This window comes from Comamonas sp. NLF-1-9 (assembly GCF_019195435.1).
Classification (GTDB): domain Bacteria; phylum Pseudomonadota; class Gammaproteobacteria; order Burkholderiales; family Burkholderiaceae_C; genus Comamonas_C.
Window position 1 is genome coordinate 1928245 of sequence record NZ_CP078069.1, and the last position, 24150, is coordinate 1952394.

General features: G+C 69.4%; 17 protein-coding genes. 3 read left to right on the plus strand and 14 right to left on the minus strand.

Going from position 1 to position 24150, the window contains the following annotated elements; translation table 11 throughout:
* Positions 1-47: 47 nt before the first annotated feature.
* From KUD94_RS09295 to KUD94_RS09305, 3 genes are all read right to left on the minus strand, one after another.
* Entirely contained in the window at positions 48-506 is a 459-nt protein-coding gene (locus KUD94_RS09295; protein ID WP_218236877.1) for a hypothetical protein, read from the minus strand.
* Between the two features lie 194 nt (positions 507-700).
* The gene (locus tag KUD94_RS09300; RefSeq protein WP_218236879.1) at positions 701-1171 is read right to left on the minus strand and encodes a DUF1854 domain-containing protein; all 471 of its coding nucleotides are present in this window, start codon (positions 1169-1171) and stop codon (positions 701-703) included.
* Positions 1168-3363 (minus strand): ABC transporter transmembrane domain-containing protein, encoded by a 2196-nt coding sequence (locus tag KUD94_RS09305; RefSeq protein WP_255569232.1) that lies wholly within the window; start codon positions 3361-3363, stop codon positions 1168-1170. Before KUD94_RS09305 ends, KUD94_RS09300 begins: the two co-directional genes overlap by 4 nt.
* A gap of 264 nt (positions 3364-3627) precedes the next feature.
* On the opposite strand from KUD94_RS09305, the gene cphA (KUD94_RS09310) reads away from it, so the two are divergent.
* Genes cphA (KUD94_RS09310) through KUD94_RS09320 form a run of 3 tightly spaced genes read left to right on the plus strand, consistent with a single transcriptional unit; the run spans position 3628 to position 8921 of the window.
* Positions 3628-5802 carry a cyanophycin synthetase gene (cphA, locus tag KUD94_RS09310; protein ID WP_218236883.1) on the plus strand — a complete coding sequence of 725 codons (2175 nt, stop codon included), beginning with the start codon at positions 3628-3630 and terminating at the stop codon, positions 5800-5802.
* A gap of 57 nt (positions 5803-5859) precedes the next feature.
* Complete coding sequence (gene cphA / locus KUD94_RS09315; RefSeq protein WP_218236885.1) at positions 5860-8436, plus strand: cyanophycin synthetase; 2577 nt, start codon at positions 5860-5862, stop codon at positions 8434-8436.
* Entirely contained in the window at positions 8433-8921 is a 489-nt protein-coding gene (locus KUD94_RS09320) for a CreA family protein (RefSeq protein ID WP_218236887.1), read from the plus strand. Before cphA (KUD94_RS09315) ends, KUD94_RS09320 begins: the two co-directional genes overlap by 4 nt.
* Positions 8922-8965: 44 nt before the next feature.
* Here the strand turns inward: KUD94_RS09320 and lpxC are convergent, their stop codons facing one another.
* From lpxC to murF, 11 genes are all read right to left on the minus strand, one after another.
* On the minus strand, positions 8966-9889 hold the full coding sequence (gene lpxC / locus KUD94_RS09325; protein ID WP_218236889.1) for a UDP-3-O-acyl-N-acetylglucosamine deacetylase: 924 nt from the start codon (positions 9887-9889) through the stop codon (positions 8966-8968).
* Between the two features lie 163 nt (positions 9890-10052).
* Positions 10053-11264, minus strand: coding sequence for a cell division protein FtsZ (gene ftsZ / locus KUD94_RS09330; protein ID WP_218236891.1), 1212 nt, complete (start codon positions 11262-11264; stop codon positions 10053-10055).
* Positions 11265-11574: 310 nt separating this feature from the next.
* Complete coding sequence (gene ftsA, locus KUD94_RS09335) at positions 11575-12804, minus strand: cell division protein FtsA (protein WP_146912947.1); 1230 nt, start codon at positions 12802-12804, stop codon at positions 11575-11577.
* Positions 12805-12813: 9 nt separating this feature from the next.
* Positions 12814-13638 (minus strand): cell division protein FtsQ/DivIB, encoded by an 825-nt coding sequence (locus tag KUD94_RS09340; protein WP_218236893.1) that lies wholly within the window; start codon positions 13636-13638, stop codon positions 12814-12816.
* On the minus strand, positions 13635-14615 hold the full coding sequence (locus KUD94_RS09345; protein ID WP_218236895.1) for a D-alanine--D-alanine ligase: 981 nt from the start codon (positions 14613-14615) through the stop codon (positions 13635-13637). Before KUD94_RS09345 ends, KUD94_RS09340 begins: the two co-directional genes overlap by 4 nt.
* Positions 14612-16045 carry a UDP-N-acetylmuramate--L-alanine ligase gene (murC, locus tag KUD94_RS09350; RefSeq protein WP_218236897.1) on the minus strand — a complete coding sequence of 478 codons (1434 nt, stop codon included), beginning with the start codon at positions 16043-16045 and terminating at the stop codon, positions 14612-14614. The genes KUD94_RS09345 and murC overlap by 4 nt, the downstream gene beginning before the upstream one ends.
* Positions 16042-17109 (minus strand): undecaprenyldiphospho-muramoylpentapeptide beta-N-acetylglucosaminyltransferase, encoded by a 1068-nt coding sequence (gene murG / locus KUD94_RS09355; RefSeq protein WP_218236899.1) that lies wholly within the window; start codon positions 17107-17109, stop codon positions 16042-16044. Before murG ends, murC begins: the two co-directional genes overlap by 4 nt.
* Positions 17106-18380 carry a putative lipid II flippase FtsW gene (gene ftsW, locus KUD94_RS09360; protein WP_218236901.1) on the minus strand — a complete coding sequence of 425 codons (1275 nt, stop codon included), beginning with the start codon at positions 18378-18380 and terminating at the stop codon, positions 17106-17108. The genes murG and ftsW overlap by 4 nt, the downstream gene beginning before the upstream one ends.
* Positions 18377-20092 (minus strand): UDP-N-acetylmuramoyl-L-alanine--D-glutamate ligase, encoded by a 1716-nt coding sequence (gene murD, locus KUD94_RS09365; RefSeq protein ID WP_218236903.1) that lies wholly within the window; start codon positions 20090-20092, stop codon positions 18377-18379. Before murD ends, ftsW begins: the two co-directional genes overlap by 4 nt.
* Positions 20089-21267 (minus strand): phospho-N-acetylmuramoyl-pentapeptide-transferase, encoded by a 1179-nt coding sequence (gene mraY, locus KUD94_RS09370; RefSeq protein ID WP_218236905.1) that lies wholly within the window; start codon positions 21265-21267, stop codon positions 20089-20091. The genes murD and mraY overlap by 4 nt, the downstream gene beginning before the upstream one ends.
* Positions 21264-24143, minus strand: a complete 2880-nt coding sequence (gene murF, locus KUD94_RS09375) for a bifunctional UDP-N-acetylmuramoyl-L-alanyl-D-glutamate--2,6-diaminopimelate ligase MurE/UDP-N-acetylmuramoyl-tripeptide--D-alanyl-D-alanine ligase MurF (protein WP_218236907.1) — start codon at positions 24141-24143, stop codon at positions 21264-21266. Before murF ends, mraY begins: the two co-directional genes overlap by 4 nt.
* Positions 24144-24150: the final 7 nt, after the last annotated feature.

Below are 24150 nucleotides of genomic sequence, written 5' to 3' on the forward strand. Positions count from 1 at the left end.
ACCAGGCGTGCGCGGAAAGCGCGGCCCTGCGGCCGGCGCTCAGGTCATCACAGACCGCCCGAGCGCTTGACCGAAGGGTCGGCGTAGGTCAAGGGCTGCTCGCGCGGGGGCGGCGGCACCTGCTGGTTCAGCCGGTCGGTGAGCGTGGTCTGGTTCATTTCTTCGGCGATCTGCACCGCCTGGCCGCTGGCGCGCCACATCGATTGCACGATGTCTATCAGTTGCTGGTACAGCGGCGGCTCGCGCGGCGGCGGTTCTTCGATCTTGGGTTTTTCCTTCTCGACCTCGGCCAGGGTCCAGTCGCGCTGCACCGGTTCGGGCACGCCGGCTTTTTCGGACAGGCGCACGATGGCGCCGCCGCCCAGCGCGTCGGTGGATTCGACCGCGTTGGCGGGGTTGATCGGGCGCACCGGCACCGCGCCAGAAGCGCCTGTGGAGTACAGGTCGCTTTGCGGACGCAGTTGCGTCCACTGCGCGGCACTTCGGTCTACAGGTGATAGTGGCATGGCGTGCTCCTTGAGGGCGGCAGCGACCAGCAGATACAGCTAGCACTACGTCGTACCTGCATAACGGCAAACAAAAGGGCAAATAAAGGCTATTTTGTCTTTTGTTACAAATTAGTTCGGTTTCGCCCTCGCCCAAGCCGCCAGAGCCTGGACATCAAATCCGACGCAAAGCCTTTGTAGGATTGCGCGAGCAGCTATAAAAACCGCTCAAGCAGTTTGCGCGAGGCCTTGTCCAGTTGGCGCAGGTCAGGGATCTGCAGTTGCAGTCCGTCGCTCGCGCTGATGCGCAGATGCGTGCGCTCGGCCAGGCGGCGGATGTCTTCTTCGCCCTTGAGCACGAAGCTGGTCGTGCCGCGGTCGGTTTGCACCTGCCAGGTGCTGGGCGTGGAAAAGCTCGACACCGAGACGATGCGTCGGATCTCGGGCACGAGCTCGCGCACCCGCAGGTCTTCTTCGACCAAGGCGCGCACCGGCGCGGGCAGATCCGCCAGGCGCTCTATCCAGATGAGCTCCTTGCCCTCGGGGCCGACGAGCGACAGACCTTCGTCGGGCGCGGCGATCGGAAAGGCGCGCACCGGCGTCACGCCCACGTGCTCGCTGCCATCGGCCAGGTGCAGCACCAGCCGGCCGTGGGCGTTGCGTTGCAGTTCAAACAAGCGGCTCATGCGGCCACCCCTTCTTCTTCGGCGGCGCGCCGGGCCTGGGCCTGGTACAGGCGCCAGTAGGCGCCTTCGCGCTCCATGAGTTCATCGTGCGGGCCGACCTCGACGATCTCGCCGCGGTCCATGACCACCAGGCGATCGGCCTTGCGCAGCGTGGACAGGCGGTGGGCGATCGCGATCGTGGTGCGCCCCTGCACCAGGTTGTCCAGCGCCGTCTGGATTTCCTTCTCGGTTTCGGTATCGACGGCCGAGGTCGCCTCGTCGAGGATGAGCACGCGCGGATCGATCAGGAGCGCGCGCGCAATACTGATGCGCTGGCGCTCGCCGCCCGACAAGCCCTGGCCGCGCTCGCCCACCAGCGAGTCGTAGCCCAGCGGCAGGCGCAGGATGAAGTCGTGCGCATGCGCGGCGCGCGCGGCGGCGATGATCTCGGCGCGCGTGGCTTCGGGCTTGCCGTAGGCGATGTTCTCGGCCACGGTGCCGAAGAACAGGAAGGGCTCTTGCAGCACCAGGCCGATGTGGCGGCGCCAGTCGCTCACCGCCAGGCGGCGGATGTCGACGCCATCGACGCTGATGGATCCATCGGCCACGTCGGAAAAGCGGCTGATCAGGTTCACCAGCGTGCTCTTGCCCGAGCCGCTGTGGCCTACCAGGCCGATCATCTCGCCCGGCCGTATCGACAGCGAGAGGTTCTTGATCACGGTGCGGCTGCCGTAGCGAAACACCACGTCCCTGAGCTCGATCGCGCCAGCGATGCGCGGCAGGCGCACCGGGTTGGCCGGGTCCGGCACATTGCTCACGTGGTCCAGGATGTCGAAGATGCGCTTGGCGCCGGCCGCGGCCTTCTGCGTGACCGAAACGATGCGGCTCATTGAATCGAGCCGCGTGTAAAAACGCCCGATGTAGGCGAGAAAGGCGGTAAGCACACCGACCGTGATCTGCCCGCCCGCGACCAGCCAGATGCCGAAGGCCCAGACCACGAGCAGGCCGATCTCGGTAGCCAGCGTCACCGTGGGAGAAAACAGGCTCCAGGTCTTGTTCAGCCGGTCGTTGGCCGCGAGGTTGCGCTGGTTGGCCACGCGAAAGCGCTCGGCTTCGCGCGCCTCCTGGGCAAAGGCCTTGACCACGCGGATGCCGGGGATGGTGTCGGCCAGCACATTGGTCACCTCGCTCCAGATGCGATCCATCTTCTCGAAGCCGGTGCGCAGGCGGTCGCGCACGCTGTGGATCATCCAGGCGATGAAGGGCAGCGGCACCAGAGTGACCAGCGCGAGCCAGGGGTTGATCGACACCAGGATGACCGCGGTCATCACCATCATCAAGACGTCGGTGGCGAAGTCGAGCGCGTGCAGCGACAGGAAGACGTTGATGCGGTCGGTCTCCGAGCCTATGCGCGCCATCAGGTCGCCGGTGCGCTTGCTGCCGAAGTAGTCCAGCGACAGGCGCAGCAGGTGCTCGTAGGTGGCGGTGCGCAAGTCCGCGCCGATGCGCTCGGACACGAGCGCCAGCACATAGGTGCGCGCCCAGCCCAGGCCCCAGGCGACGAGCGCCGCGGCAAGCAGGCCGCTCAGGTACAGCACGACGGTGGAGACGGGAATGTTCTTGCCGTCCTGAAACGGGATCAGCACCTCGTCCATCAAGGGAATCGTGAGGTAGGGCGGCACCAGCGTCGCGGCGGTGGACAAGAGCGTGAGCACGAAACCCAGCAGCAGCTGTTTCTGGTAGGGCCGGGCAAAGCGCCACAGCCGCAGCAGCACCCAGGTGGAGGCGCGCGGCTCTTCCTCGCGCACGCCGCAGACCGGGCATTCGTCGCTGCCCTCGGGCAGCGGCGTGTGGCAGTGCGGGCAGTTCTGGCCGTCTTCGGGCTCGGGGGCCAGGCCGCCGGGCTGGCCCAGCGCGGCGACGGCGCGCTGGAACTGGTGCTGAAAATCCAGCGCCCGCGGGTGGTGGGTGAGCGTGAAGCGCCACAGCGCCAGGCGCCTATGGGCGTCGTGCAGCTCCAGCGTGCCCACGCCCGAGGCGTCGAACTCCTGCAGGCCCAGCGCGGGCGTGAGCGGCCATTCGCGCAGCGCGCCGGCGCTGCTGCGCGCCAGCAGGCGCCGCTCGGTCAGGGCCAGCGTGGTGGCGCCAAAGTGCAGCTCATCGTCCAGGTCAACCTGCAGCACGGCCAGCACGTTCTCGCTGGGTGCAAGCATGTCTTGCCAATCGGTTTTCAGGGAATCTGCCAGGGCGCGCGGGGCGCCCGTCTCACGGTGATGTTGCATTGCTCGATTCTTGAACACGGCGGCCGGTCCAGGCCGCCCGTGGGCGATGCGCCGGGGCGCGGGCTCGTTTCCCGGCCTTTTGCATGCCGCAGTCCAGAGTAACGCCGCCACCTGCGCGGCGGCTGACAGCGGCTTGTAGCATCATCGCGCTTTTCGCCCTGCGGCGGCCCGCACTCCACCATCCACGCCTGACCCATGCCACGCTTTGAAGACATACAACTGCTGCGCACCACTTACCTGCGCGGACCCAGCATCTGGACTTACCAGCCGGTGCTGGAAGTCTGGCTGGCGCTGGGCGAGCTGGAGCAATACCCGTCCAACCTGCTCGCGGGCTTCAATGAGCGCCTCAGCGCCTGGCTGCCCGACCTGATCGAGCACCACTGCGGCGTGGGCACGCGCGGCGGCTTCATCGAGCGGCTGCACGAGGGCACCTGGATGGGGCATGTGCTGGAGCACGTGATCATCGAGCTGCTCAACCTCTCGGGCATGCCGGTCAAGTTCGGCCAGACGCGCGAAACCTCCACCAGCGGCACCTACCGCATGGTGTTTCGCTGCCCCGAAGAAGCGGTGGCGCGCGAGGCGCTGGCGCGCGGCCACGCGCTGATCATGGCGGCGATCAACGACCAGCCCTTCGACCTCAAGGCGGCCATCCAGGCGATCAAGACCGCAATCGACGACAACTACCTGGGCCCGAGCACCGCCTGCATCGTGGACGCGGCGCAGGAGCGGCGCATTCCGCACGTGCGCCTGAACGATGGCAACCTGGTGCAGCTGGGCTACGGCGCGGCGCAGCGGCGCATCTGGACCGCCGAGACCGACCAGACCAGCGCGATCGCCGAAGGCATCGCCCAGGACAAGGACTTGACCAAGCGCCTGCTGGCCGCTGCCGGCGTGCCCGTGCCCGAAGGCGTGATCGTGGCCAGCGCCGACGAGGCCTGGGAAGCGGCGCAGGACATCGGCCTGCCCGTCACCGTCAAGCCCAGCGACGGCAACCACGCGCGCGGCGTGACCCTGGAGCTGTACAAGCAGGAGAACATCCACGCCGCCTTTGCACTGGCCGAGCGCGAAGGCTCGCAGGTCATCGTCGAGCGCTATGTGCAAGGCACCGAGCACCGCCTGCTGGTGGTGGGCGGCAAGGTGGTGGCGGCCTGCCGCGGCGAGCAGGTCTTCGTCACCGGCGACGGCAAGCGCACGCTCGCCGAGCTGGTGGCCGAGCTCAACCGCGATCCGCGCCGCGGCATCGAAGAGGAATACCCGCTGGAACTGCTGGATTTGCAACTGCCCAACATTCAGCTTGAACTTGCGCGCCAGGAGGTGACGCCCGAGACCGTGCCCGCGCCCGGCCGCCAGGTGCTGCTACAGCGCAACGGCAACATGGCCATCGACTGCACCGACGAGCTGCACCCGGACGTGGCCCACTACGCCGAGCTGGCCGCGCGCGTGGTGGGGCTGGACATTGCCGGCATGGACGTGATCCTCAAGGACGCGGGCCGCCCGATGAAGGAGCAGGACGGCGCCATCCTCGAAGTCAACGCCGGGCCGGGCCTGCTGATGCACCTCAAGCCCTCCAGCGGCGCGCCGCGCCCCGTGGGCCAGGCGATCGCCGAGCACCTGTTTCCCGGCAGCAGCGAGCCGGGCAGCGACGCCGGGCGCATCCCCATCGTCGGCGTCGCGGGTGCGCGGCACAGCGCCTTCATCGCGCGCCTCGTGGGCTGGATGCTGCAGTTGTCGGGCAAGCTCACCGGCATCGCCAGCAGCGAGGGCATGTTCATCGCCGGTCGCCAGACGCAGAAGATAGACACCGCCAACTGGGCCGGCGCCCATCGGCTGCTGACCAACCGCCTGGCCGAAGCGGCGGTGGTGCAAACCAGCGCGCGCTCCATATTGCAGGAAGGCCTGGCCTACGACCGCTGCCTGGTGGGCCTGGTGACCGACATGGACGGCTGGGAGCAGCTGGCCGACCACGACGTGCGCACCGCCGAGCAGATGGTGCGCGTGCTGCGCACCCAGATCGACGTGGTGCTGCCCCACGGCACGGGGGTGTTGAACGCCGACGTCGCCAGCGTGGCCGAGCTCGCCGTGCTGTGCGACGGCGAGGTGCTGCCCTATGCGCTGTCGGCCGACAACCCCGTCATCGCCACGCACCGCCAGAGCGCCAGCGCCCGCGCCGTCTTCCTGCGCGGCGAAGACCTGGTGCTGGCGACCGGCGCCAAGGAGCGCGTGCTCGGGCGCCTGTCCGCCCTGCGCGCCGCCCAGGGCGACAGCCCCGAGCCCGCGGCGCTGCTGGCGGCCAGCGCCTGCGCCTGGGCGCTGGGCATAGCGCCCGACCTGATCGCGGCCGGCATCAAGACTTTTGAATACAAATTTTGATAGCTGCAAGCGCAGACCCCACAAGCGAAAAACCCCGATTTCATTTGAATTTCAACCATGCAAATCCTTCGCACCCGCGCCTTGCGTGGCCCCAACCTCTGGACGCGCAGCACCGCCATAGAAACCATCGTCCACTGCGATGCGAGCGAGCACGACATAGGCAAGGGCTCGCCCTTCGAGGAGCGCCTGCGCGCGCGCTTTCCCGAGGTCGGCACGCTCATGCCGCAGGGGACGGATCAGGCGGTCTCGCTGGCGCACGTGCTGGAGGCGGCCGCGCGCCAGCTGCAGGCGCAGGCGGGCTGCCACGTCACCTTCAGCCGCACCCACGAGACGGTGGAAAAAGACACCTACCAGGTGGTGGTCGAATACACCGAGGAGGAGGTCGGGCGGCGCGCCATGCTCGAAGCCGAGCAACTGATCCGCGCGGCCCTGGCCGACACGCCCTACGACACCGCCGCCACGCTGGCCGAGCTGCGCGAGCTCGACCAAGAGGTGCGCATGGGCCCGTCCACGCGCAACATCATCGACGCGGCCCTGGCGCGCGGCATACCCTACCGGCGCCTGACTTCGGGCTCGCTGGTGCAACTGGGCTGGGGCGTGAAGGCGCGGCGCATCCAGGCGGCCGAACTCGACATGACCAGCGCGGTGGCCGAATCCATCGCCCAGGACAAGGACTTGACCAAGCGCCTGCTGCACGCCGCAGGCGTGCCGGTGCCGCTGGGCCGGCCGGTGCGCGACCTGGAGGACGCCTGGGCACTGGCGCAGGAAGTGGGCCTGCCGGTAGTGGTCAAGCCGCGCGACGGCAACCAGGGCAAGGGCGTGACGGTGAACATCAGCACGCGCGAGCAGTTGCAGGCCGCCTGGGCGACGGCGCTCGAATACGGCAGCGAAGTCATGGTCGAGCGCTTTCTGCCCGGGCACGACTTTCGCCTGCTGGTGGTGGGCAACCAGATGGTGGCCGCGGCCCGGCGCGAGCCGCCGCAGGTGCTGGGCGACGGCGAGCACACCGTGCGCGAGCTGGTCGACATCGTCAACCAGGACCCGCGCCGCGGCAGCGGCCATGGCACGGCGCTGACCAAGGTGCGTCTGGACGACATCGCCCTGGCGCGCCTGGCCAGTGAAGGTATGACGCCCGAATCCGTGCCGGCCCAGGGTCAGCGCGTGGTGCTGCGCCACAACGCCAACCTGTCTACCGGCGGCAGCGCCACGGACGTGACCGACGACGTGCACCCCGACATCGCCGCGCGCGCGGTGGACGCGGCGCAGACCATAGGCTTGCACATCTGCGGCGTGGACGTGATTTGCGAATCCATGCTGAAGCCCCTGGAGGAGCAAGGCGGCGGCATCGTCGAGGTGAACGCCGCGCCGGGGCTGCGCATGCACCTTTCGCCCTCCTACGGCAAGCCGCGCAACGTCGGCGTGCCCATGGTCGATGCGCTGTTCGCCCCGGGTGAGGACGGGCGCATTCCGGTGGTGGCCGTGACCGGCACCAACGGCAAGACCACCACCACGCGCCTGATCGCCCACCTGATGAGCGCCCACGGCTGGACCACCGCCATGACCAACACCGACGGCGTGTACGTCGGCGGGCGCCAGATCGACAGCGGCGACTGCTCCGGCCCCAGGAGCGCGCGCAACGCCCTGGCCCACCCCGACACCGAAGCGGCGGTGCTCGAATGCGCGCGCGGCGGCATCCTGCGCGAGGGTTTGGGTTTTGACCAATGCCAGGTGGCCGTGGTCACCAACATCGGCGCGGGCGACCATCTGGGGCTGAACTACATCATGACGGTGGAGGACGTGGCCGTCCTGAAGCGGGTGATCGTGCAAAACGTCGCGCCCGGCGGCTACGCGGTGCTCAACGCGGCCGACCCGCATTGCGCGGCCATGGCGCATCTGTGCCCCGGCAAGGTGATCTTCTTCGCCCCCGACCGCCACCATCCGGTGATGATCACGCACCGCGCCCAGGGCGGGCGCGTGGTCTATGTGGACGAAGGGCGCATCGTTGCCGCCGAGGGTTCCTGGCGCGAGAGCATCGCGCTGCGCGACATCCCCATCACCCACGGCGGGCTGATCGGCTTTCAGGTAGAGAACGCCATGGCCGCCACGGCCGCCGCTTGGGCCAGCGGCCTGCCCTGGGAGACGGTGCGCCGCGGTCTGGCCAGCTTTGAAAGCAGCGCCGATGCCGTGCCCGGGCGCTTCAATGTCATGGACTACCACGGCGCGACCATCATCGCCGACTACGGCCACAACCCGGACGCGATCCGCGCGCTGGTGCAGGCCACGCAGACCATGCCGGCAGCGCGGCGCAGCGTGGTGATTTCCGGCGCCGGCGACCGGCGCGACCAGGACATCAGCGAACAGACCGAGGTGCTGGGCACGAGCTTTGACGAGGTCATCCTCTACCAGGACGCCTGCCAGCGCGGGCGCGCCGACGGCGAGGTGCTGGCGCTGCTGCACAAGGGCCTGAAGGGCGCAAGCCGGGCCAGCTACATCACCGAGATCCATGGCGAGTTCCTCGCCATCGACCACGCGCTGGCGCGCCTCAGGCCGGGCGACCTGTGCCTGGTGCTGGTCGATCAGGTGCAGGAGTCGCTCGCCCACCTGCAGCGGCGCTGCCAGGAGCCGCACCTGTGAAGCGCGGGACACGCCTGTTTGCGGCCGGCGCCGCCTTGCTGCTCGCGGGCCTTGCCGCCGCGGCCTCGGGCGAGCGCATAGGCAGCGTGGACACCGCTTTTCAGTGGCTGGGGCGCGACCACGACATCGTGGTCGAAGCCTACGATGACCCGCGCGTGCAGGGCGTCACCTGCTATCTTTCGCGCGCCCGCGTGGGCGGCATCAAGGGCACGCTTGGTCTGGCCGAAGACCGCGCCGAGGCCTCGATCTCCTGCCGCCAGGTCGGGCCTGTCGGCTTTGCCCAGCCGCTCAAGCAGCAGGAGCAGGTGTTCAGCGAGCGCATCTCGCTGGTCTTCAAGCGCCTGCGCGTGGTGCGCATGGTCGATGAAAAGCGCAATGCGCTGGTCTATCTGACGTATTCGGACAAGCTGATCGACGGCTCGCCGCAAAACAGCGTCACTGCCGTGGCGATCGATCCGGCAACGCCGATTCCGCTGAAAAAATAGCTCCGGGGCGCCGTGGGGCGCAAGCCTTCAGCCTTGCCCTTGCTTCACCAGGCCGCCACCGGCCGCGCAAAGCCCTGGGGCGCCTCGCGCTCGCTGCCAAAACTCACCAGCTCCCAGGCGTCGGGCTGGGCCAGCAGCGCGCGCAGCAACTGGTTGTTCAGCGCGTGGCCGCTGCGAAAGGCGCTGTAGGCGGCAAGCAGCGGATGGCCGATGAGGTAGAGGTCGCCCATTGCATCGAGGATCTTGTGGCGCGCGAACTCCTCGTCGTAGCGCAGGCCGTCGCTGTTGAGCACCTTGTAGTCGTCCATGACGATGGCGTTGTCCAGCCCGCCGCCCAGCGCCAGGCCGCTGGCGCGCAGCATCTCCACATCCTTGGTGAAGCCGAAGGTGCGCGCGCGCGCAATGTCGCGCGCGTAGTTGCCGCTGCCCAGATCGAACTCGGCGCGCTGGCCGGTAGAGTCGACCGCGGGGTGCGCAAAATCGATCTCGAAGCGCAGCTTGTAGCCGTGGTAGGGGTCCAGGCGCGCCCACTTGAGCTGCTGGCCCTCGCCTTGGCGCACCTCGACGGGGCGCTTGATGCGCATGAAGCGCTTGGGCGCGTTCTGCAGCTGCACGCCGGCCGACTGCAGCAGGAACACGAAGGAGGCCGAAGAGCCGTCCAGGATGGGCACTTCCTCGGCGGTGATGTCCACGTAGAGATTGTCCAGCCCCAGGCCCGCGCAGGCGGACATCAAGTGCTCGACGGTATGCACCTTGGCGCCGCGCGCGCCTATGGTAGAGGCCATGCGCGTATCGACGACCGATTCGGCCGAGACGGGGATGTCCACCGGCTCGGGCAGGTCGATGCGCCGAAACACGATGCCGGTATCGGGCGCCGCCGGGCGCAGCGTCAGCTCCACGCGCTGGCCGCTGTGCAGGCCCACGCCCACGGAGCGGGTCAGCGTCTTGATCGTGCGTTGCTGCAGCATGCGGCGATTTTAGTGGCGTGCCGGCTTGTCGGCCGGCGCGGCGCCGCTATCGCTTCGATAGAAAACAAGCGCCTGCGCACGCACCCGCAGCGCCCCCCGCCCTGAGCGCAAGGCGCGCAGAGACAGAAGGGAAGGCGCCAAACACCTCAGGCGCAGAGCGCCATCAATCGGCCTGCTTGCGCAAAAAGGCCGGGATTTCCAGCTCGTCCATGCCGCCCGAGGACATCGCGTCCACCCGCGCGCTGGCCTGCGAGCGGTTGTTGCGCCACACGCTGGGCACCGACATGCTGTTGTAGTCGCCGCGCACCCCGCCGCTGCCGATGGCCGCGGCCATGGTCGCGGGCACATAAGCCAGGTTGTCGGTGCCGGTGCGCTGCCCGCCCTGCACCACCTGGATGTTCTGGCGGCGCGCGGCGGCGTTGGACAGGCCGGTCGCCACCACGGTCACGCGGATCTCGTCGCCCAGGCTGTCGTCGTAGGCGGCGCCAAAGATCACGTGCGCATCGGGCGAGGCGTAGGCGTTGATGGTGTTCATCGCCAGGCGCGATTCGGAGAGCTTGAGGCTGCCCTTGCTCGCCGTCACCAGCACCAGCACGCCCTTGGCGCCCGAGAGGTCTATGCCCTCCAGCAGCGGGCAGGCGATCGCCTGCTCGGCGGCGATGCGCGCGCGGTCCGGCCCGTTGGCCGTGGCCGTTCCCATCATGGCCTTGCCGGGCTCACCCATCACGGTGCGCACGTCCTCGAAGTCGACGTTGATCTGGCCGTACTCGTTGATGATCTCGGCAATGCCGCCCACGGCGTTCTTGAGCACGTCGTTGGCGTGGGCAAAGGCTTCTTCCTGGGTGATGTCGTCGCCCAGCACCTCGAGCAGCTTCTCGTTGAGCACGACGATCAGCGAATCGACGTTGGCTTCCAGGTCCGCCAGGCCCTCATCGGCGTTCTTCATGCGCCGGCTGCCTTCCCAGGCGAAGGGCTTGGTGACCACGCCCACGGTGAGGATGCCCATCTCCTTGGCGATGCGCGCGATCACCGGCGCCGCGCCCGTGCCCGTGCCCCCGCCCATGCCGGCGGTGATGAAGAGCATGTGCGAGCCGGCAATCGCCTGGCGGATGTCGTCCTCGGCAAGCTCGGCCGCCTCGTGCGCCTTCTCCGGCTTGCTGCCTGCGCCCAGGCCGTTGGCGCCCAGCTGCACCGTCTGGTGCGCCGAGCTGCGCAGCAGCGCCTGCGAATCGGTGTTGGCGCAGACGAACTGCACGCCCTGCACGCCGCGCGCAATCATGTGCTCCACGGCATTGCCGCCACCGCCGCCCACGCCTATCACCTTGATCTGCGTGCCCTGGTTGAATTCTTCGGTCTCGATCATTTCGATGGCCATGTGCTTGCTCCTGATGGGATGTGAAAAACGCTGGAAACGGATGAAAAACGGGAATCGATCGGACGCTCGCGCGCGGGCGGAGGAGGTCGGCCGCAACATCGCCATCGGCCGCGCTTGCGCCGGGCGGGTCTGCTGCCGGCGCAGCAAATCTGGCGGATGTTGATCTTGCTGATCCTTGCCATACGTGAGTGCGCCAGGCCAGCGGCCGCCGCGCAAGGGCCGCCGCACCGCGCTGGCGCCGCCCCCCTTCCCGCAGCGCGCAGGCGATGCGAGAGAAGGGGAAAGGCGCGATGCGGCTCAAGGGAATGCATCAGAAGTTCCCCACGATGAAATCCTTGAAGCGGCCCAGGGCGGTCTTCATCGAGCCGTTCTTGGACGCCACCTTGAAGCCGCGCATGTGGGCGATGCGCCCCTCTTCAAGCAGGCCCATGACCGTGGCGGCGCGCGGCTGGGCGACCATGTCGGACAGTGCGTTGGCGTAGTGCGGCAAGCCGCGGCGCACGGGTTTGAGAAAGATGTCCTCGCCCAGCTCCACCATGCCCGGCATGACGCTGGAGCCGCCGGTGAGCACTATCCCCGAGGACAGCACCTCCTCAAAGCCCGAGTCGCGTATCACCTGCTGCACCAGCTGGAAGATCTCTTCCACGCGCGGCTCGATCACGCCCGCGAGCACCTGGCGCGTGAGCATGCGCGGGTCGCGGTCGCCCAGGCCCGGCACCTCCACCTGCGCCTCGGGGTCGGCCAGCAACTGCTTGGCGCAGCCGTGCTCGACCTTGATGTCCTCGGCGTCCTTGGTCGGGGTTCTGAGCGCCATCGCGATGTCGCTGGTGATCAGGTCGCCCGCGATCGGCAGCACGGCGGTGTGGCGGATCGCGCCGCCCGCGAAGATGGCGATGTCGGTCGTGCCCGCGCCGATGTCCACCACGGCTACGCCGAGCTCGCGCTCGTCGTCGGTCAGCACCGCCTGGCTGCTGGCCAGCGGGTTGAGCAAGAGCTGCTCGACCTCCAGCCCGCAGCGGCGCACGCACTTGATGATGTTCTCGGCCGCCGCCTGTGCGCCGGTGACGATGTGCACCTTGGCCTCCAGGCGGATGCCGCTCATGCCTATCGGCTCCTTGACCTCGTTGCCGTCGATCACGAACTCCTGCGGCTCCACCAGCAGCAAGCGCTGGTCGCTGGAGATGTTCACCGCCTTGGCCGTCTCGACCACGCGCGCCACGTCGGCCTGGGAAACTTCCTTGTCCTTGATCGCCACCATGCCGGCGGAATTCAGCCCGCGGATGTGGTTGCCGGTGATGCCGGTGTAGACGCGCTGGATCTTGCAGTCTGCGATCAGCTCGGCCTCCTTGAGCGCCTGCTGGATGCTGTGCACCGTGGCCTCGATGTTCACCACCGCGCCGCGCTTCAAACCGTTGCTCGGGGCCACGCCCAGGCCGGCCAGCTTGAGCCCGCCGCCCTCGAGCACCTCGGCCACGGCGACCATGATCTTGGCCGTGCCGATATCCAGGCCCACGATGACGTCTTTGCTGTCCCTTGGCATCTGCTCTTCCTAGCCTCTGTGGTTTTTCGGTGCGGCGCGCGGCGCGGCCGGCGCGGGGTGTGCGTCGCCGCTGAGGGTGCTCACACCCTTGAGGCGCAGCGCATAGCCGTTGGGGTAGCGCAGGTCGGCGTACTGCAGCTGCGCCAGGCTGCGCTGCTGGCCGTGCGCCACCTGGGCGAGCGTTGCCGCCAGGCGCCGCACGCGCGCGAGCAGCAGCGGCGCCTCGCCACTGCCCAGCTCCAGCGCCGCGCCGCTGTCCAGTTGCACATGCCAGCTGCCGTGCGCGCTCAGCGCCAGCGTCTGCACCCGCGAATCCAGCGGCGCCAGCGCCGGCGTGAGCTGGCGCAGCATGGCCAGCATGGGCGCGGCCTGCTCCTTCGGGCCGACGAGGCGCACCAGCGCCTCTTCCTCCACGGCCGAAGCGTCGGCATGAAACACCTCGCCCTCGGGGTTGACCAAGGCCTCGGCGCCCTCTTCGCCCCACAGCGCCGCGGCCTGCTGCTCTTGCACGCGCACCTGCAGCGCGTGCGGAAAGATGCGCTGCACCTGCACGCTCTTGACCCAGGGCACTTGCTCGAAGGCGCGGCGCACGCGCTGCAGATCGACGGTGAAGAAGTTGCCCGCCAGCGCCGGCGCCACCTGGCGGCGCAGCAGCGCCGCATCCACGCGCGTGAGTTCGCCGCCCACGCTTACCCGCGTGAGTGCAAACAGCGGCAGCCGCGCGGCCCAGCTGCCCAGCGCCCACAGCAGCGCGGCGGCGCAGCCCAGCAGCAGCAGGCCCGCGGTCCAGTTCATCAGGCGCACATCCAGCGGCAGGGGGCTCGCGGGGTTCATGCCTTCACCTCCCTGCCCTGCCAGGCGTCGAGCGACGCGCCGGCCAGAATCTGCAGGCACAGCGCTTCATAGCTCAGGCCGCTGGCGCGCGCCGCCATGGGCACGAGCGAATGGCCGGTCATGCCTGGCGAGGTATTGATCTCCAGCAGAAACGGCTGGCGATCGGCGGCGCGCACCATGATGTCGGCACGCGCCCAGCCGCGGCAGGCAAGCGTGCGGTAGGCCGCGAGCGAGAGCGCGCGCAAGGCCTGCTCCTCGTGCTCGGGCAGGCCGCTGGGGCAGTCGTAGCGCACCACGTCGGTGTAGTACTTGTTCTGGAAGTCGTAATTGCCGCCCGGCGCGACGATGCGAATGATGGGCAGCGCCTGCGCACCTGCGCCCTGGCCGAGCAGCGCGCAAGTGGTTTCCTCGCCGGCGATGAATTGCTCGCACAACACCTCGCTGTCGTGGCTTGCGGCGAGCAGGTAGGCGGCCTCGCACTGCTCGGCGCGCAGCACCTTGGTCAGGCCGAGCGTAGAGCCCTCGCGCACCGGCTTGACGATCATGGGGCTGCCCAGCTCGGCAAAGGCCTGGGCGCATTGCGCCGCCGAGTCCACCAGCCGCCAGTCGGGCGTGGGCAGGCCCTCGGCGCGCCAGATGCGCTTGGTCATGGTCTTGTCCATGGCGATGCTCGACGCCATCACGCCCGCTCCGGTGTAGGGGATGCCGAGCAGCTCGAGCGCGCCCTGCACCGTGCCGTCCTCGCCGTGGCGCCCGTGCAGCGCGATGAAGCAGCGCGCATAGCCTTCGCGCTGCAGCTCGCACAGCGCGCGCGCCGCAGGGTCGAAGGCGTGCGCGTCGACACCGCGCGCGCGCAGCGCCTGCAGCACGCCCTGCCCGGAGAGCAGAGAGATCTCGCGCTCGGCCGAGTCACCGCCCATGAGCACCGCCACCTTGCCCAGCGCCGCCACGTCCATTTTTGGGTCAAATTGGCTCATGGCGCCCGTCCCTCCTGCGCTGGAAGCTCTGTTTTTTGCAGCATCTGCGCGGTGCGGGCGGCCGCCGTGCCTATGGAGCCCGCGCCCATGCACAGCAGCACGTCGCCGCCGCGCGCCAGGCGCGCGATCTGCGCCGGCAGCTCGGCCACGTCTTCGATGAACACCGGCTCGACCTTGCCGGCGACGCGCAGCGCCCGCGCCAGCGAGCGGCCGTCGGCCAGCGCGATCGGCTCCTCGCCGGCGGCATAGACCTCGGTGAGCAGCACCGCGTCGGTGCGGCCCAGCACTTGTACGAAGTCCTCGAAACAGTCGCGCGTGCGGGTGTAGCGGTGCGGCTGAAAGGCCACCACCAGGCGCCGCCCCGGGAAGGCGCCGCGCGCCGCGGCTATGGTCGCGGCCATCTCCACCGGATGGTGGCCGTAGTCCTCGATCAGCGTGAATCGCCCGCCGCCCGCGGCCGGCAGCTCGCCGTGGCTCTGAAAACGCCTGCCCACGCCGGTGAAGCTGGCCAGGGCTTGCAGGATGGCGGCGTCGGGCACGCTCAGCTCTGTGGCCACCGCGATCGCGGCCAGGGCGTTGCGCACGTTGTGCTCGCCCGCCAGGTTCAGCACCACCTGCAGGTCGGGCAGCGTCACGCCATTGCGTCGCTGCACCTTGAAGTGCATCTGCGTGCCCACGGCGCGCACGTCCAGCGCGCGCACCTCGGCGTCTTCACCCAGGCCGTAGCGCGTGATCGGGCAGGTCAGGCGCGGCGCGATCTCGCGCACCGCCGGGTCGTCCACGCAGAGCACCGCCGTGCCGTAAAACGGCATGCGGTGCAGAAAGTCGACGAAGGCCTGCTTGAGCCGGCCAAAATCGTGGCCGTAGGTGTCCATGTGGTCGGCGTCGATGTTGGTGACCACGGCCATCACCGGCAGGAGCTTGAGGAAAGACGCATCCGACTCGTCGGCCTCCACCACGATGTATTCGCCCTTGCCCAGGCGGGCGTTGCTGCCCGCGCTGTTCAGCCGCCCGCCGATCACGTAAGTGGGATCGAGCCCGCCCTGGGCGAGCACGCTGGCCACCAGGCTCGTCGTCGTGGTCTTGCCGTGGGTGCCGGCAATCGCGATGCCCTGGCGCAGACGCATCAGCTCGGCCAGCATGACCGCGCGCGGCACCACAGGTATCTTGCGCGCACGCGCCGCCAGCACCTCGGGGTTGTCGCCGTGCACCGCGGTGGAGGTGACCACCGCGTCGGCCCCGGCCACGTGCGCGGCCGCGTGGCCGACGTGGGTCTGCACGCCCAGCTGCTGCAGGCGCCGGAGCGTGGCGCTGTCGCTCTGGTCCGAGCCCGAGACCGTATAGCCCAGGTTGTGCAGCACTTCGGCGATGCCGCACATGCCCGAGCCGCCCACGCCGACGAAGTGGATGTGGTGGATGACGTGCTTCATGCCGCCAGCTCCTCACAGGCGGCAGTCATCTCGCGCACGGCCTGAATCTTTTGCATCTTTTTGGCCTCCAGCGCTTTCTGCACAAGCGCTGGGCGCTCCCATTTTTCAATCATTTCGGCCAGTCCCTCGGGTGTAAGGTCGGCCTGCTGCACCAGCCAGGCCGCACCCGCATCCACCAGAAAGCGCGCATTGGCGCTCTGGTGATCGTCCACCGCGAACGGAAAGGGCACGAAGAGCGCGGCGCAGCCCACGGCGGCGATCTCGGTGACGGTGCTGGCGCCGGCGCGGCAGATCACCACGTCGGCATCGGCAAGGGCTTGGGCCATGTCCTCGATGAAGGGCAGCAGGCGGCCTTGCACGCCTGCGGCGTCGTAGCTGGCGCGCAAGGCGTCGAGTTGCTTTTCGCCGCTTTGATGGGTTACGAGGGGGCGGCGCTCGGGCGCAATCAATGCCAGTGCCTGGGGCAGCACCTCATTGAGTGCGCGCGCACCCAGGCTGCCGCCGACCACCAGCAGCTTGAGCGGACCGCTGCGCCCGGCAAAGCGATCCTGCGGCCCCGGCTGCCCGGTGAAGGCGGCGCGCAGCGGGTTGCCCACCCAATGGCCCTTGCGCAACGCGCCGGGGAAGGCGGTGAAGATGCGCTCGGCCACGCCCGCCAGCACCTTGTTGGCCAGGCCAGCGACGGAATTCTGTTCGTGCAGCACCAGAGGCTTGCCCGCCAGCACCGCCATCATGCCGCCCGGAAAGCTCACATAGCCGCCAAAGCCGACCACCACGTCGGGCTGCACGCGCCGCACCACGGCGAGCGACTGCCAGAAGGCCTTGAGCAGCCGCAGCGGCAGCAAGGCGAAGGGCAGCAGGCCCTTGCCGCGCACGCCGGAGAAGTCGATGGTCTCGAGCACAAAACCCTCGGACGGCACGATGCGCGACTCCATGCTGCCCGGCGTACCCAGCCAGTGCACGCGCCAGCCGCGCGCGCGCAGCTCCTGCGCGAGCGCAAGGCCCGGGAAGATGTGCCCGCCGGTGCCGCCGGCCATGATGAGAGCAGTCCGGGGCTGGCTCATGCGCGGCCTCCTCTCATCAGCGACTTATTCTCGTAATCCACCCTGAGCACCACGGCCAGCGCCACCAGGTTCATCAGGATGGCCGAGCCGCCATAGCTCATCAGCGGCAGCGTCAAGCCCTTGGTCGGCAGCGCGCCCAGGTTCACGCCCACGTTGATGAAGGCCTGAAAGCCTATCCACACGGCCACGCCCTCGGCCACCAGGCCGGAGAAGACGCGGTCCAGCGCGATCGCCTGGCGGCCGATCAGCATGATGCGTCGCGTGAGCCAGAGGAAGGCGACGATGAGCGTGAGCACGCCGATGAGGCCCAGCTCTTCGCCGATGACCGCGAGCAGGAAGTCGGTGTGCGCCTCGGGCAGCCAGCTGAGTTTCTCCACGCTCGCGCCCAGGCCGACACCAAAAACCTCGCCGCGGCCAATCGCGATCAGCGCGTGCGAGAGCTGGTAGCCCTTGCCCAGCGCATGGTCCTCGCTGAAGGGGTCGAGGTAGGCAAAGATGCGCTCGCGCCGCCAGGGAGAAGACCAGATCATCAGCGCGAAGGCCGCCACCAGAATCAGCGCGATCAGGAAGAACATGCGCGCATTCACTCCGCCCAGGAACAGGATGCCCATGGCGATGACCGCGATCACCATGAAGGCGCCCATGTCCGGCTCGGCCAGCAGCAGGCCGCCGACGATGGCCACGGCCGCGGCCATGGGCAGCACGGCGCGAAAGAAGCGCTCCTTGACCTCCAGGCGCCGCACCATGTAGCCGGCCGCATAAATCAGCACCGCAAACTTGGCCAGCTCCGAGGGCTGGAAGTTCATCACCCCGAGGCTGAGCCAGCGCCGCGCGCCATTGACCATCACGCCCACATGCGGAATCAGCACCACGACCAGGCTGGCGATCGACGCGATGAACAGCCAGGGTGCAATGCGCTCCCAGGCGTCCATCGACACCTGGAAGGCGAGCAGCGCCGCCACAAAACCGACGGCAATGGCCGACAGGTGACGCAGCACGAAGGTCGTGGCGCTCACGTGGCCAAAGCGCGGGTTGTCCTGCATCGCGATCGAGGCGGAATAGACCATGACCACGCTGAAGGCCAGCAGCAGCACCACCACCCAGAGCAGCGACTCGTCAAAGCCCAGCACGCGCGCCGGCACCGCGGCGGTGCGGCGCAGCTCCATGCCGCCGATGCGCACCGGCAACTGGTCCACGCTTTCGCGCTGCTCACCGGAGCGTCGGCCCAGCCAACGCTGCCACAGCCTGGGCTTGAACGTGGCCGCCGTCATGCGCCGCCCCCTGCCGCGGCCAGGCCACCGGCCTGGGCCAGCTCCTGCACCGCCGCCACGAAGACGCGGGCGCGGTGCCTGTAGTCTTCGAACATGTCCAGACTTGCGCAAGCGGGCGAGAGCAGCACCGCATCGCCCGAGTGCGCCGCGCGGGCCGCCTGCACCACCGCCTGCTCCAGCGTGGCGGCTTCGATCAGCGGCACACCACAAGAAGCCAGCGCCTGGGCGACGCGCGGGCCGTCGCGCCCGATCAGCACCACCGCGCGCGCATGGCGCGCCACGGGCGGGGCCAGCGGCGAGAAGTCCTGACCTTTGCCGTCGCCGCCCAGAATCACCACCAGGCGGCGATCGGCCCCGAGGCCGGCGAGCGCTGCCACCGTGGCGCCCACGTTGGTGCCCTTGCTGTCGTCGAAATACTCCACCCCGTCGACCACCGCGACCGATTCCACCCGGTGCGGCTCGCCGCGGTAGGCGCGCAGCGCCTGCAGCAGCGGCCCCAGCGGGCAGCCCGCGGCCTGGGCCAGGGCCAGCGCCGCCAGCGCGTTGCTGGCGTTGTGCCGGCCGTGGATGCGCAGCGCGTCGACGGGCATGAGGCGCTGCAGACTCAGGGCTTGCGCGCCGGCATCGCGACGGCCTGCATCTTCCCCGTTCAGTGCATGCACCAGCCAGAGCATGCCGCTGGCGCTTTCCATGCCGAAGTCGCCCGGCGCGCGCGGCAGGTCGGTGCCAAAGCTCACATGCGGGCGCTGCCAGGGTTTGCGCAGCTTGACCGGCACCGGCGCGGGCAGCATCTGCATCACCAGCGGGTCGTCGCGGTTGAGCACCATCAGCGCCTGGGTGCCGAAGATGCGCGCCTTGGCTTCGGCATAGGCCTGCATGCTGGCGTGCCAGTCCAGATGGTCCTGGCTCAGGTTGAGCACCGTGGCGGCGGTCGGCTCAAAGCCCTGCACGCCATCGAGCTGGAAGCTCGACAGCTCCAGCACCCAGACCTCGGGCAGGCTCGCGGCGCGCAGGTGCTGCTGCAGGGTGTCGAGCAGGCTCGGGCCGATGTTGCCTGCCACCGCCACGCTGCGCCCGGCCTGGGCCACCAGCTTGCCGGTGAGCGCGGTCACCGTGGTCTTGCCGTTGGTGCCGGTCACCGCCAGCACGGCAGGCGCATAGCCGAACCGGGCATTGAGCAGGCGCAGCGCGTCGGCGTACAAATCGAGCTCACCGGCCACGCGGGCGCCCGCTTCCCGCGCCGCTCGGGTGAGTTCCGCGATCTCCGCCGGGCGCAAGCCGGGCGAGCGCGCCAGCACGGTGATGCCTTGCACCAGCGCCGGCGTGAAAGCGCCGCCGGTGAAGGGAACCTGGGGCAACTCGGCCTGCAGCTCGGCCAGGTGCGGCGGCGCGGCGCGCGTGTCGGCCACCGCCACCTGGGCGCCGCGCGCGGCGCACCAGCGCGCCATCGCAAGGCCCGACTCGCCCAGCCCCAGTACCAGCACGCGCTGGCCGGCCAGCGGCTGCCAGTCGTCGCCCACGGTGATGGGCTCTGCCTGAATGGCGGGCGCGGCCGCGGCAAGCCCTGGCTCGGCGGAGGGCGCCGGTTCGGGCGCGGCACCGCCTTGCTGCACCTGGTCAAACAGGCGCGCCACGAACTCGGCCGCCTCGGCCGCCCTGGAAGGCGGCGCGTCGGCCAGCGCCGGGTTGACGGGGTGCAGTGGCTCGTTCATCGCAGTTTCAGCGTGGCCAGACCCACGAGGCACAGCAGCATGGTGATGATCCAGAAACGCACGACGACCTGCGTCTCCTTCCAGCCGCTCTTTTCAAAATGATGGTGCAGCGGCGCCATCTTCAGAATGCGCCGCCCCTGGCCATAGCGGCGCTTGGTGTACTTGAACCAGGTGACCTGCGCCATCACCGAGATGGCTTCGACGACGAAGATGCCGCCCATGATCGCGAGCACGATCTCCTGGCGCACGATGACCGCGATGGTGCCCAGCGCCCCGCCCAGCGCCAGCGCCCCCACGTCGCCCATGAAGATCTGCGCCGGATGGGTGTTGAACCACAGGAAGGCCAGGCCGGCCCCCGCCATGGCCGCGCAGAACACCAGCAGCTCGCCCGAACCCGGAATGTGCGGAAACAGCAGGTAGCGCGCATAGACCGCGTTGCCGGTCACGTAGGCAAAGATGCCCAGGGCCGAGCCGACCATGATCACCGGCATGATGGCCAGGCCGTCCAGCCCGTCGGTGAGGTTGACCGCATTGCTCGCCCCCACGATCACCAGGTAGGTGAGAACGACGAAGCCCAGCACGCCCAGCGGATAACTCACCTCCTTGAAGAAGGGCACGAGCAGCCCCGCCTTGGGCGGAAGATCCAGCGAGAAACCCGACTGCACCCAGGTGAGGACGAGCTCGAACACGCGCGCGTTGGAATCGCCCGAGATACTGAACACCAGATAGAGCGCAGCAAACAGGCCGATAAGCGACTGCAGCAGGTATTTCTTCCCCGAGCGCATGCCTTCGGGGTCTTTGTTGACCACCTTGCGCCAGTCGTCCACCCAGCCAATCGCGCCCATGCCCAGGGTGACCGCCAGCACGATCCAGACGAAGCGGTTGGACAGATCGAACCACAAGAGCGTGGAAACCGTGATGCCCAGCAGGATCAGCACCCCGCCCATCGTGGGCGTGCCGCTCTTGACCAGGTGCGTCTGCATGGCGTAGCCACGCACCGGCTGACCGATCTTGAGCGCGGTGAGCATGCGTATCACGCGCGGGCCGGCGACCAGGCCAATCAGCAGCGCCGTCACTGCCGCCAGCAGCGCGCGCAGCGTCAGGTACTGGAACACGCGCAGGAAGCCGAACTCGGGCGACAGCCCCTGCAGCCACTGGCTGAGCCACAGGATCATGCGCCGCCCTCCTCGATCGCCTGCACCACGCGCTCCATGCGCATGAAGCGCGAGCCCTTGACCAGCACGCTGGCGGTTTGCGGCAGGCATTCGAGCACGCGGGCGATGAGCGCGGCGGCATCGTCGAAGCACTCGGCGCCCGCGCCAAAGGCCTGCGCGGCGTGGCCGGAGAGCGCGCCCAGCACCAGCAAGCGCTCCACGCCCTGCGCCCGCGCATAACTGCCTGCTTCGGCATGGAATTGCGGCCCCTGGCTGCCGACCTCGCCCATGTCGCCCAGCACCAGCAGACGCGGCGCGGGCAGGCTCGCCAGCACCTCGATGGCCGCGCGCACCGAGTCGGGGTTGGCGTTGTAGCTGTCGTCCACCACGCTCAGGCGGTGTGCGCCGCGCTGCAGTGCAAAAGCGCGCGAGCGCCCGGTGACAGCGCGAAATTGCGCCAAGCCCTGCGCCAATGCCTGCAGCGGCGCACCAGCGGCCAGCGCGCAGGCCGCAGCCGCCAGCGCGTTGAGCAGGTTGTGCCGTCCGGCAATCGCCAGCCGCGTTTGCAGCTCGCCCGCGGGCGTGCGCAGGGTGAGCTGCCAGGCGTCGCCCTGCCACTGCGCGCGCGCGCAATGCACGTCGGCCGCGGCATCGTCGCCAAAGGTGAGCACGCGCCGCTGGCCGGCCAGCTCACGCCACAGTGCACTGTATTCGTCGGCATGCGGAAAGACGGCCACGCCGTCGGCGGACAGGGCCCGCAGCACCGCACCGTTTTCATGCGCCACCGCCTGCACGCTGTGCATGAATTCCAAGTGTTCGCGCTGGGCGTTGTTCACCAGAGCGACCGTGGGCTGGGCCATGGCGGCCAGCGCGGCGATTTCGCCCGGATGGTTCATGCCCAGCTCGACCACCGCCGCGCGGTGCGCGGGGCGCAGACCCATCAGCGTCAGCGGCACGCCGATGGCGTTGTTCAAGTTGCCGCGCGTGGCCAGGGCTGCGTCGCCCAGCCAGGCCCGAAGGATGGCCGCCACCATCTGGGTGACCGTGGTCTTGCCGTTGCTGCCGGTCACCGCCACCAGCGCCAGCGCGTGCTGGGCGCGCCAGGCCGTGGCCAGTGCGCCCAGCGCCTGCAGGCTGTCGGGCACGCTGATGCCGGCAAGGCCCGCGGCTTCAAGCCCGTGCTCGGCCAGCGCCGCTGCCGCGCCGGCGGCGCGCGCCTGGGGCAGAAACTCATGCGCATCGAAGCGCTCGCCCTTGAGCGCGACGAACAAGTCGCCCGGCTGGAGGCTGCGGCTGTCGCTGTGCACGCGCAGCAGGGGCGTGGCGCCGTCGCCCACCAGGCGCGCGGCCGGCACGCGGGCCTGCAGCAGCGCATGCGCCTGCGCCAGCGTGCACATCGGGCCCAGCGTGCCCGCGCGGCGCTGCAGCGCAGCGCGCGCGTGCTCGGCGTCGGAAAACGGGCGGCGCACCCCGGCGGTTTCCTGGTAGTCCTCATGGCCTTTGCCGGCGATCAGCACCACGTCGCGCGCATCCGCCTGCGCCAGAGCCTGGGCGATGGCCTGCGCGCGATCGACTTCGACCTGTACCGCGTCCGCAGCCGCGCCCATGCCGGCGCGCACCTGGGCAATGATGGCTTGCGGCGCTTCGCTGCGCGGGTTGTCGCTGGTGAGCACGCAGCGCTCGGCGCCGGCCTGGGCGGCCTCGCCCATCAGCGGGCGCTTGCCGGCGTCGCGGTCCCCGCCGCAGCCGAATACGCACCACAGCCGCCCGCCGCGCTGGCGCGCCAGCGGGCGCAGCGCGGCAAGCGCCTGGGTGAGCGCATCGGGCGTGTGCGCGTAATCCACCACCGCCAGCGGCTGGCCGGCAAGTGCCACCTGCTGCATGCGCCCGGGCACCGGTGCCAGGTCGGCGCAGGCGCCGCAGGCCGCCGCCAACGGCACGCCGAGCGAGCGCAGCGTGGCAATCACGCCCAGCAGGTTGGCCGCGTTGTAGTCGCCCACCAGGCGCGTGGCCAGGCTGGCGCGCTGGTTGCCTTCGACGACGTCAAAGACCAGGCCCTCGGGGCCGTGGCACAGGTTTTCGGCGCGCAGGCGCGCAGGCGCGGCCACGGCCACGCTCCACAGGTCGAGCGCGCGCGGCGCAAGCTCCGCGTGCAGGCGCACGCCCTGCGCATCGTCCACGTTGACCACGGCGGCGCGCAGGCCGGGCCAGTCGAACAAGGCGCGCTTGGCCTGCCAGTAGGCCGCCATGCTGCCGTGGTAGTCGAGATGATCCTGGGTGAAATTGGTGAAGATCGCGGTGTCTATGCGCGTGGCCGCCAGGCGCTGCTCGGCAATGCCTATGGACGAGGCCTCGATCGCGCAGGCGCGCCGGCCTGCGCCGAGAAGGTCTGCCAGCGCCTGCTGCAGCACCACGGGGTCTGGCGTGGTCATGCCGGTGCTCGCAAGCCGGCCCAGCGATCCCGCACCCAAAGTGCCGACAAACCCGCATCCACCAAGCGCTGCCAGCTCCTTTTTTGCGAGTTTTTCAATGGCTTGCGCGAGCCACCAGGCGGTGCTGGTCTTGCCATTGGTTCCGGTCACCGCCAGCACGCGCATCTGCGCGCTGGGCTCGCCCAGCCAGGCGCTGGCGATGGCGCCGGTCTTCGCCTTCAGGCCGGGCAGGCGCGCGAGCTGCGGCGCATCGGCTTGGGCGTCGGGCACGAGCGCGGCCGCATCCAGCACGCAGGCTTCGGCGCCGCGCGCCAGCGCGTCGCTAGCGTGCGCCCATGCCGCTTCGGGCGCACTGGCCCAGGCAAGAAAGCCGTCTCCCGGCGCCACCTGGCGGCTGTCGGCGCGCAGCCTGGCGCCCACCCGCGCGCGCAGGAAGGCCAGCGCCTGCTCTGCGTTGGCGAGCATGGCGACG

What these genes read in the sequence shown, in the direction of transcription:
- KUD94_RS09295 (WP_218236877.1), bottom strand. Translation starts at nt 506, where the DNA reads ATGCCACTATCACCTGTAGACCGAAGTGCCGCGCAGTGGACGCAACTG.
- KUD94_RS09300 (WP_218236879.1), bottom strand. Translation starts at nt 1,171, where the DNA reads ATGAGCCGCTTGTTTGAACTGCAACGCAACGCCCACGGCCGGCTGGTG.
- KUD94_RS09305 (WP_255569232.1), bottom strand. Translation starts at nt 3,363, where the DNA reads ATGCTTGCACCCAGCGAGAACGTGCTGGCCGTGCTGCAGGTTGACCTG.
- cphA (WP_218236883.1), top strand. Translation starts at nt 3,628, where the DNA reads ATGCCACGCTTTGAAGACATACAACTGCTGCGCACCACTTACCTGCGC.
- cphA (WP_218236885.1), top strand. Translation starts at nt 5,860, where the DNA reads ATGCAAATCCTTCGCACCCGCGCCTTGCGTGGCCCCAACCTCTGGACG.
- lpxC (WP_218236889.1), bottom strand. Translation starts at nt 9,889, where the DNA reads ATGCTGCAGCAACGCACGATCAAGACGCTGACCCGCTCCGTGGGCGTG.
- ftsZ (WP_218236891.1), bottom strand. Translation starts at nt 11,264, where the DNA reads ATGGCCATCGAAATGATCGAGACCGAAGAATTCAACCAGGGCACGCAG.
- ftsA (WP_146912947.1), bottom strand. Translation starts at nt 12,804, where the DNA reads ATGCCAAGGGACAGCAAAGACGTCATCGTGGGCCTGGATATCGGCACG.
- KUD94_RS09340 (WP_218236893.1), bottom strand. Translation starts at nt 13,638, where the DNA reads ATGAACCCCGCGAGCCCCCTGCCGCTGGATGTGCGCCTGATGAACTGG.
- KUD94_RS09345 (WP_218236895.1), bottom strand. Translation starts at nt 14,615, where the DNA reads ATGAGCCAATTTGACCCAAAAATGGACGTGGCGGCGCTGGGCAAGGTG.
- murC (WP_218236897.1), bottom strand. Translation starts at nt 16,045, where the DNA reads ATGAAGCACGTCATCCACCACATCCACTTCGTCGGCGTGGGCGGCTCG.
- murG (WP_218236899.1), bottom strand. Translation starts at nt 17,109, where the DNA reads ATGAGCCAGCCCCGGACTGCTCTCATCATGGCCGGCGGCACCGGCGGG.
- ftsW (WP_218236901.1), bottom strand. Translation starts at nt 18,380, where the DNA reads ATGACGGCGGCCACGTTCAAGCCCAGGCTGTGGCAGCGTTGGCTGGGC.
- murD (WP_218236903.1), bottom strand. Translation starts at nt 20,092, where the DNA reads ATGAACGAGCCACTGCACCCCGTCAACCCGGCGCTGGCCGACGCGCCG.
- mraY (WP_218236905.1), bottom strand. Translation starts at nt 21,267, where the DNA reads ATGATCCTGTGGCTCAGCCAGTGGCTGCAGGGGCTGTCGCCCGAGTTC.
- murF (WP_218236907.1), bottom strand. Translation starts at nt 24,143, where the DNA reads ATGCTCGCCAACGCAGAGCAGGCGCTGGCCTTCCTGCGCGCGCGGGTG.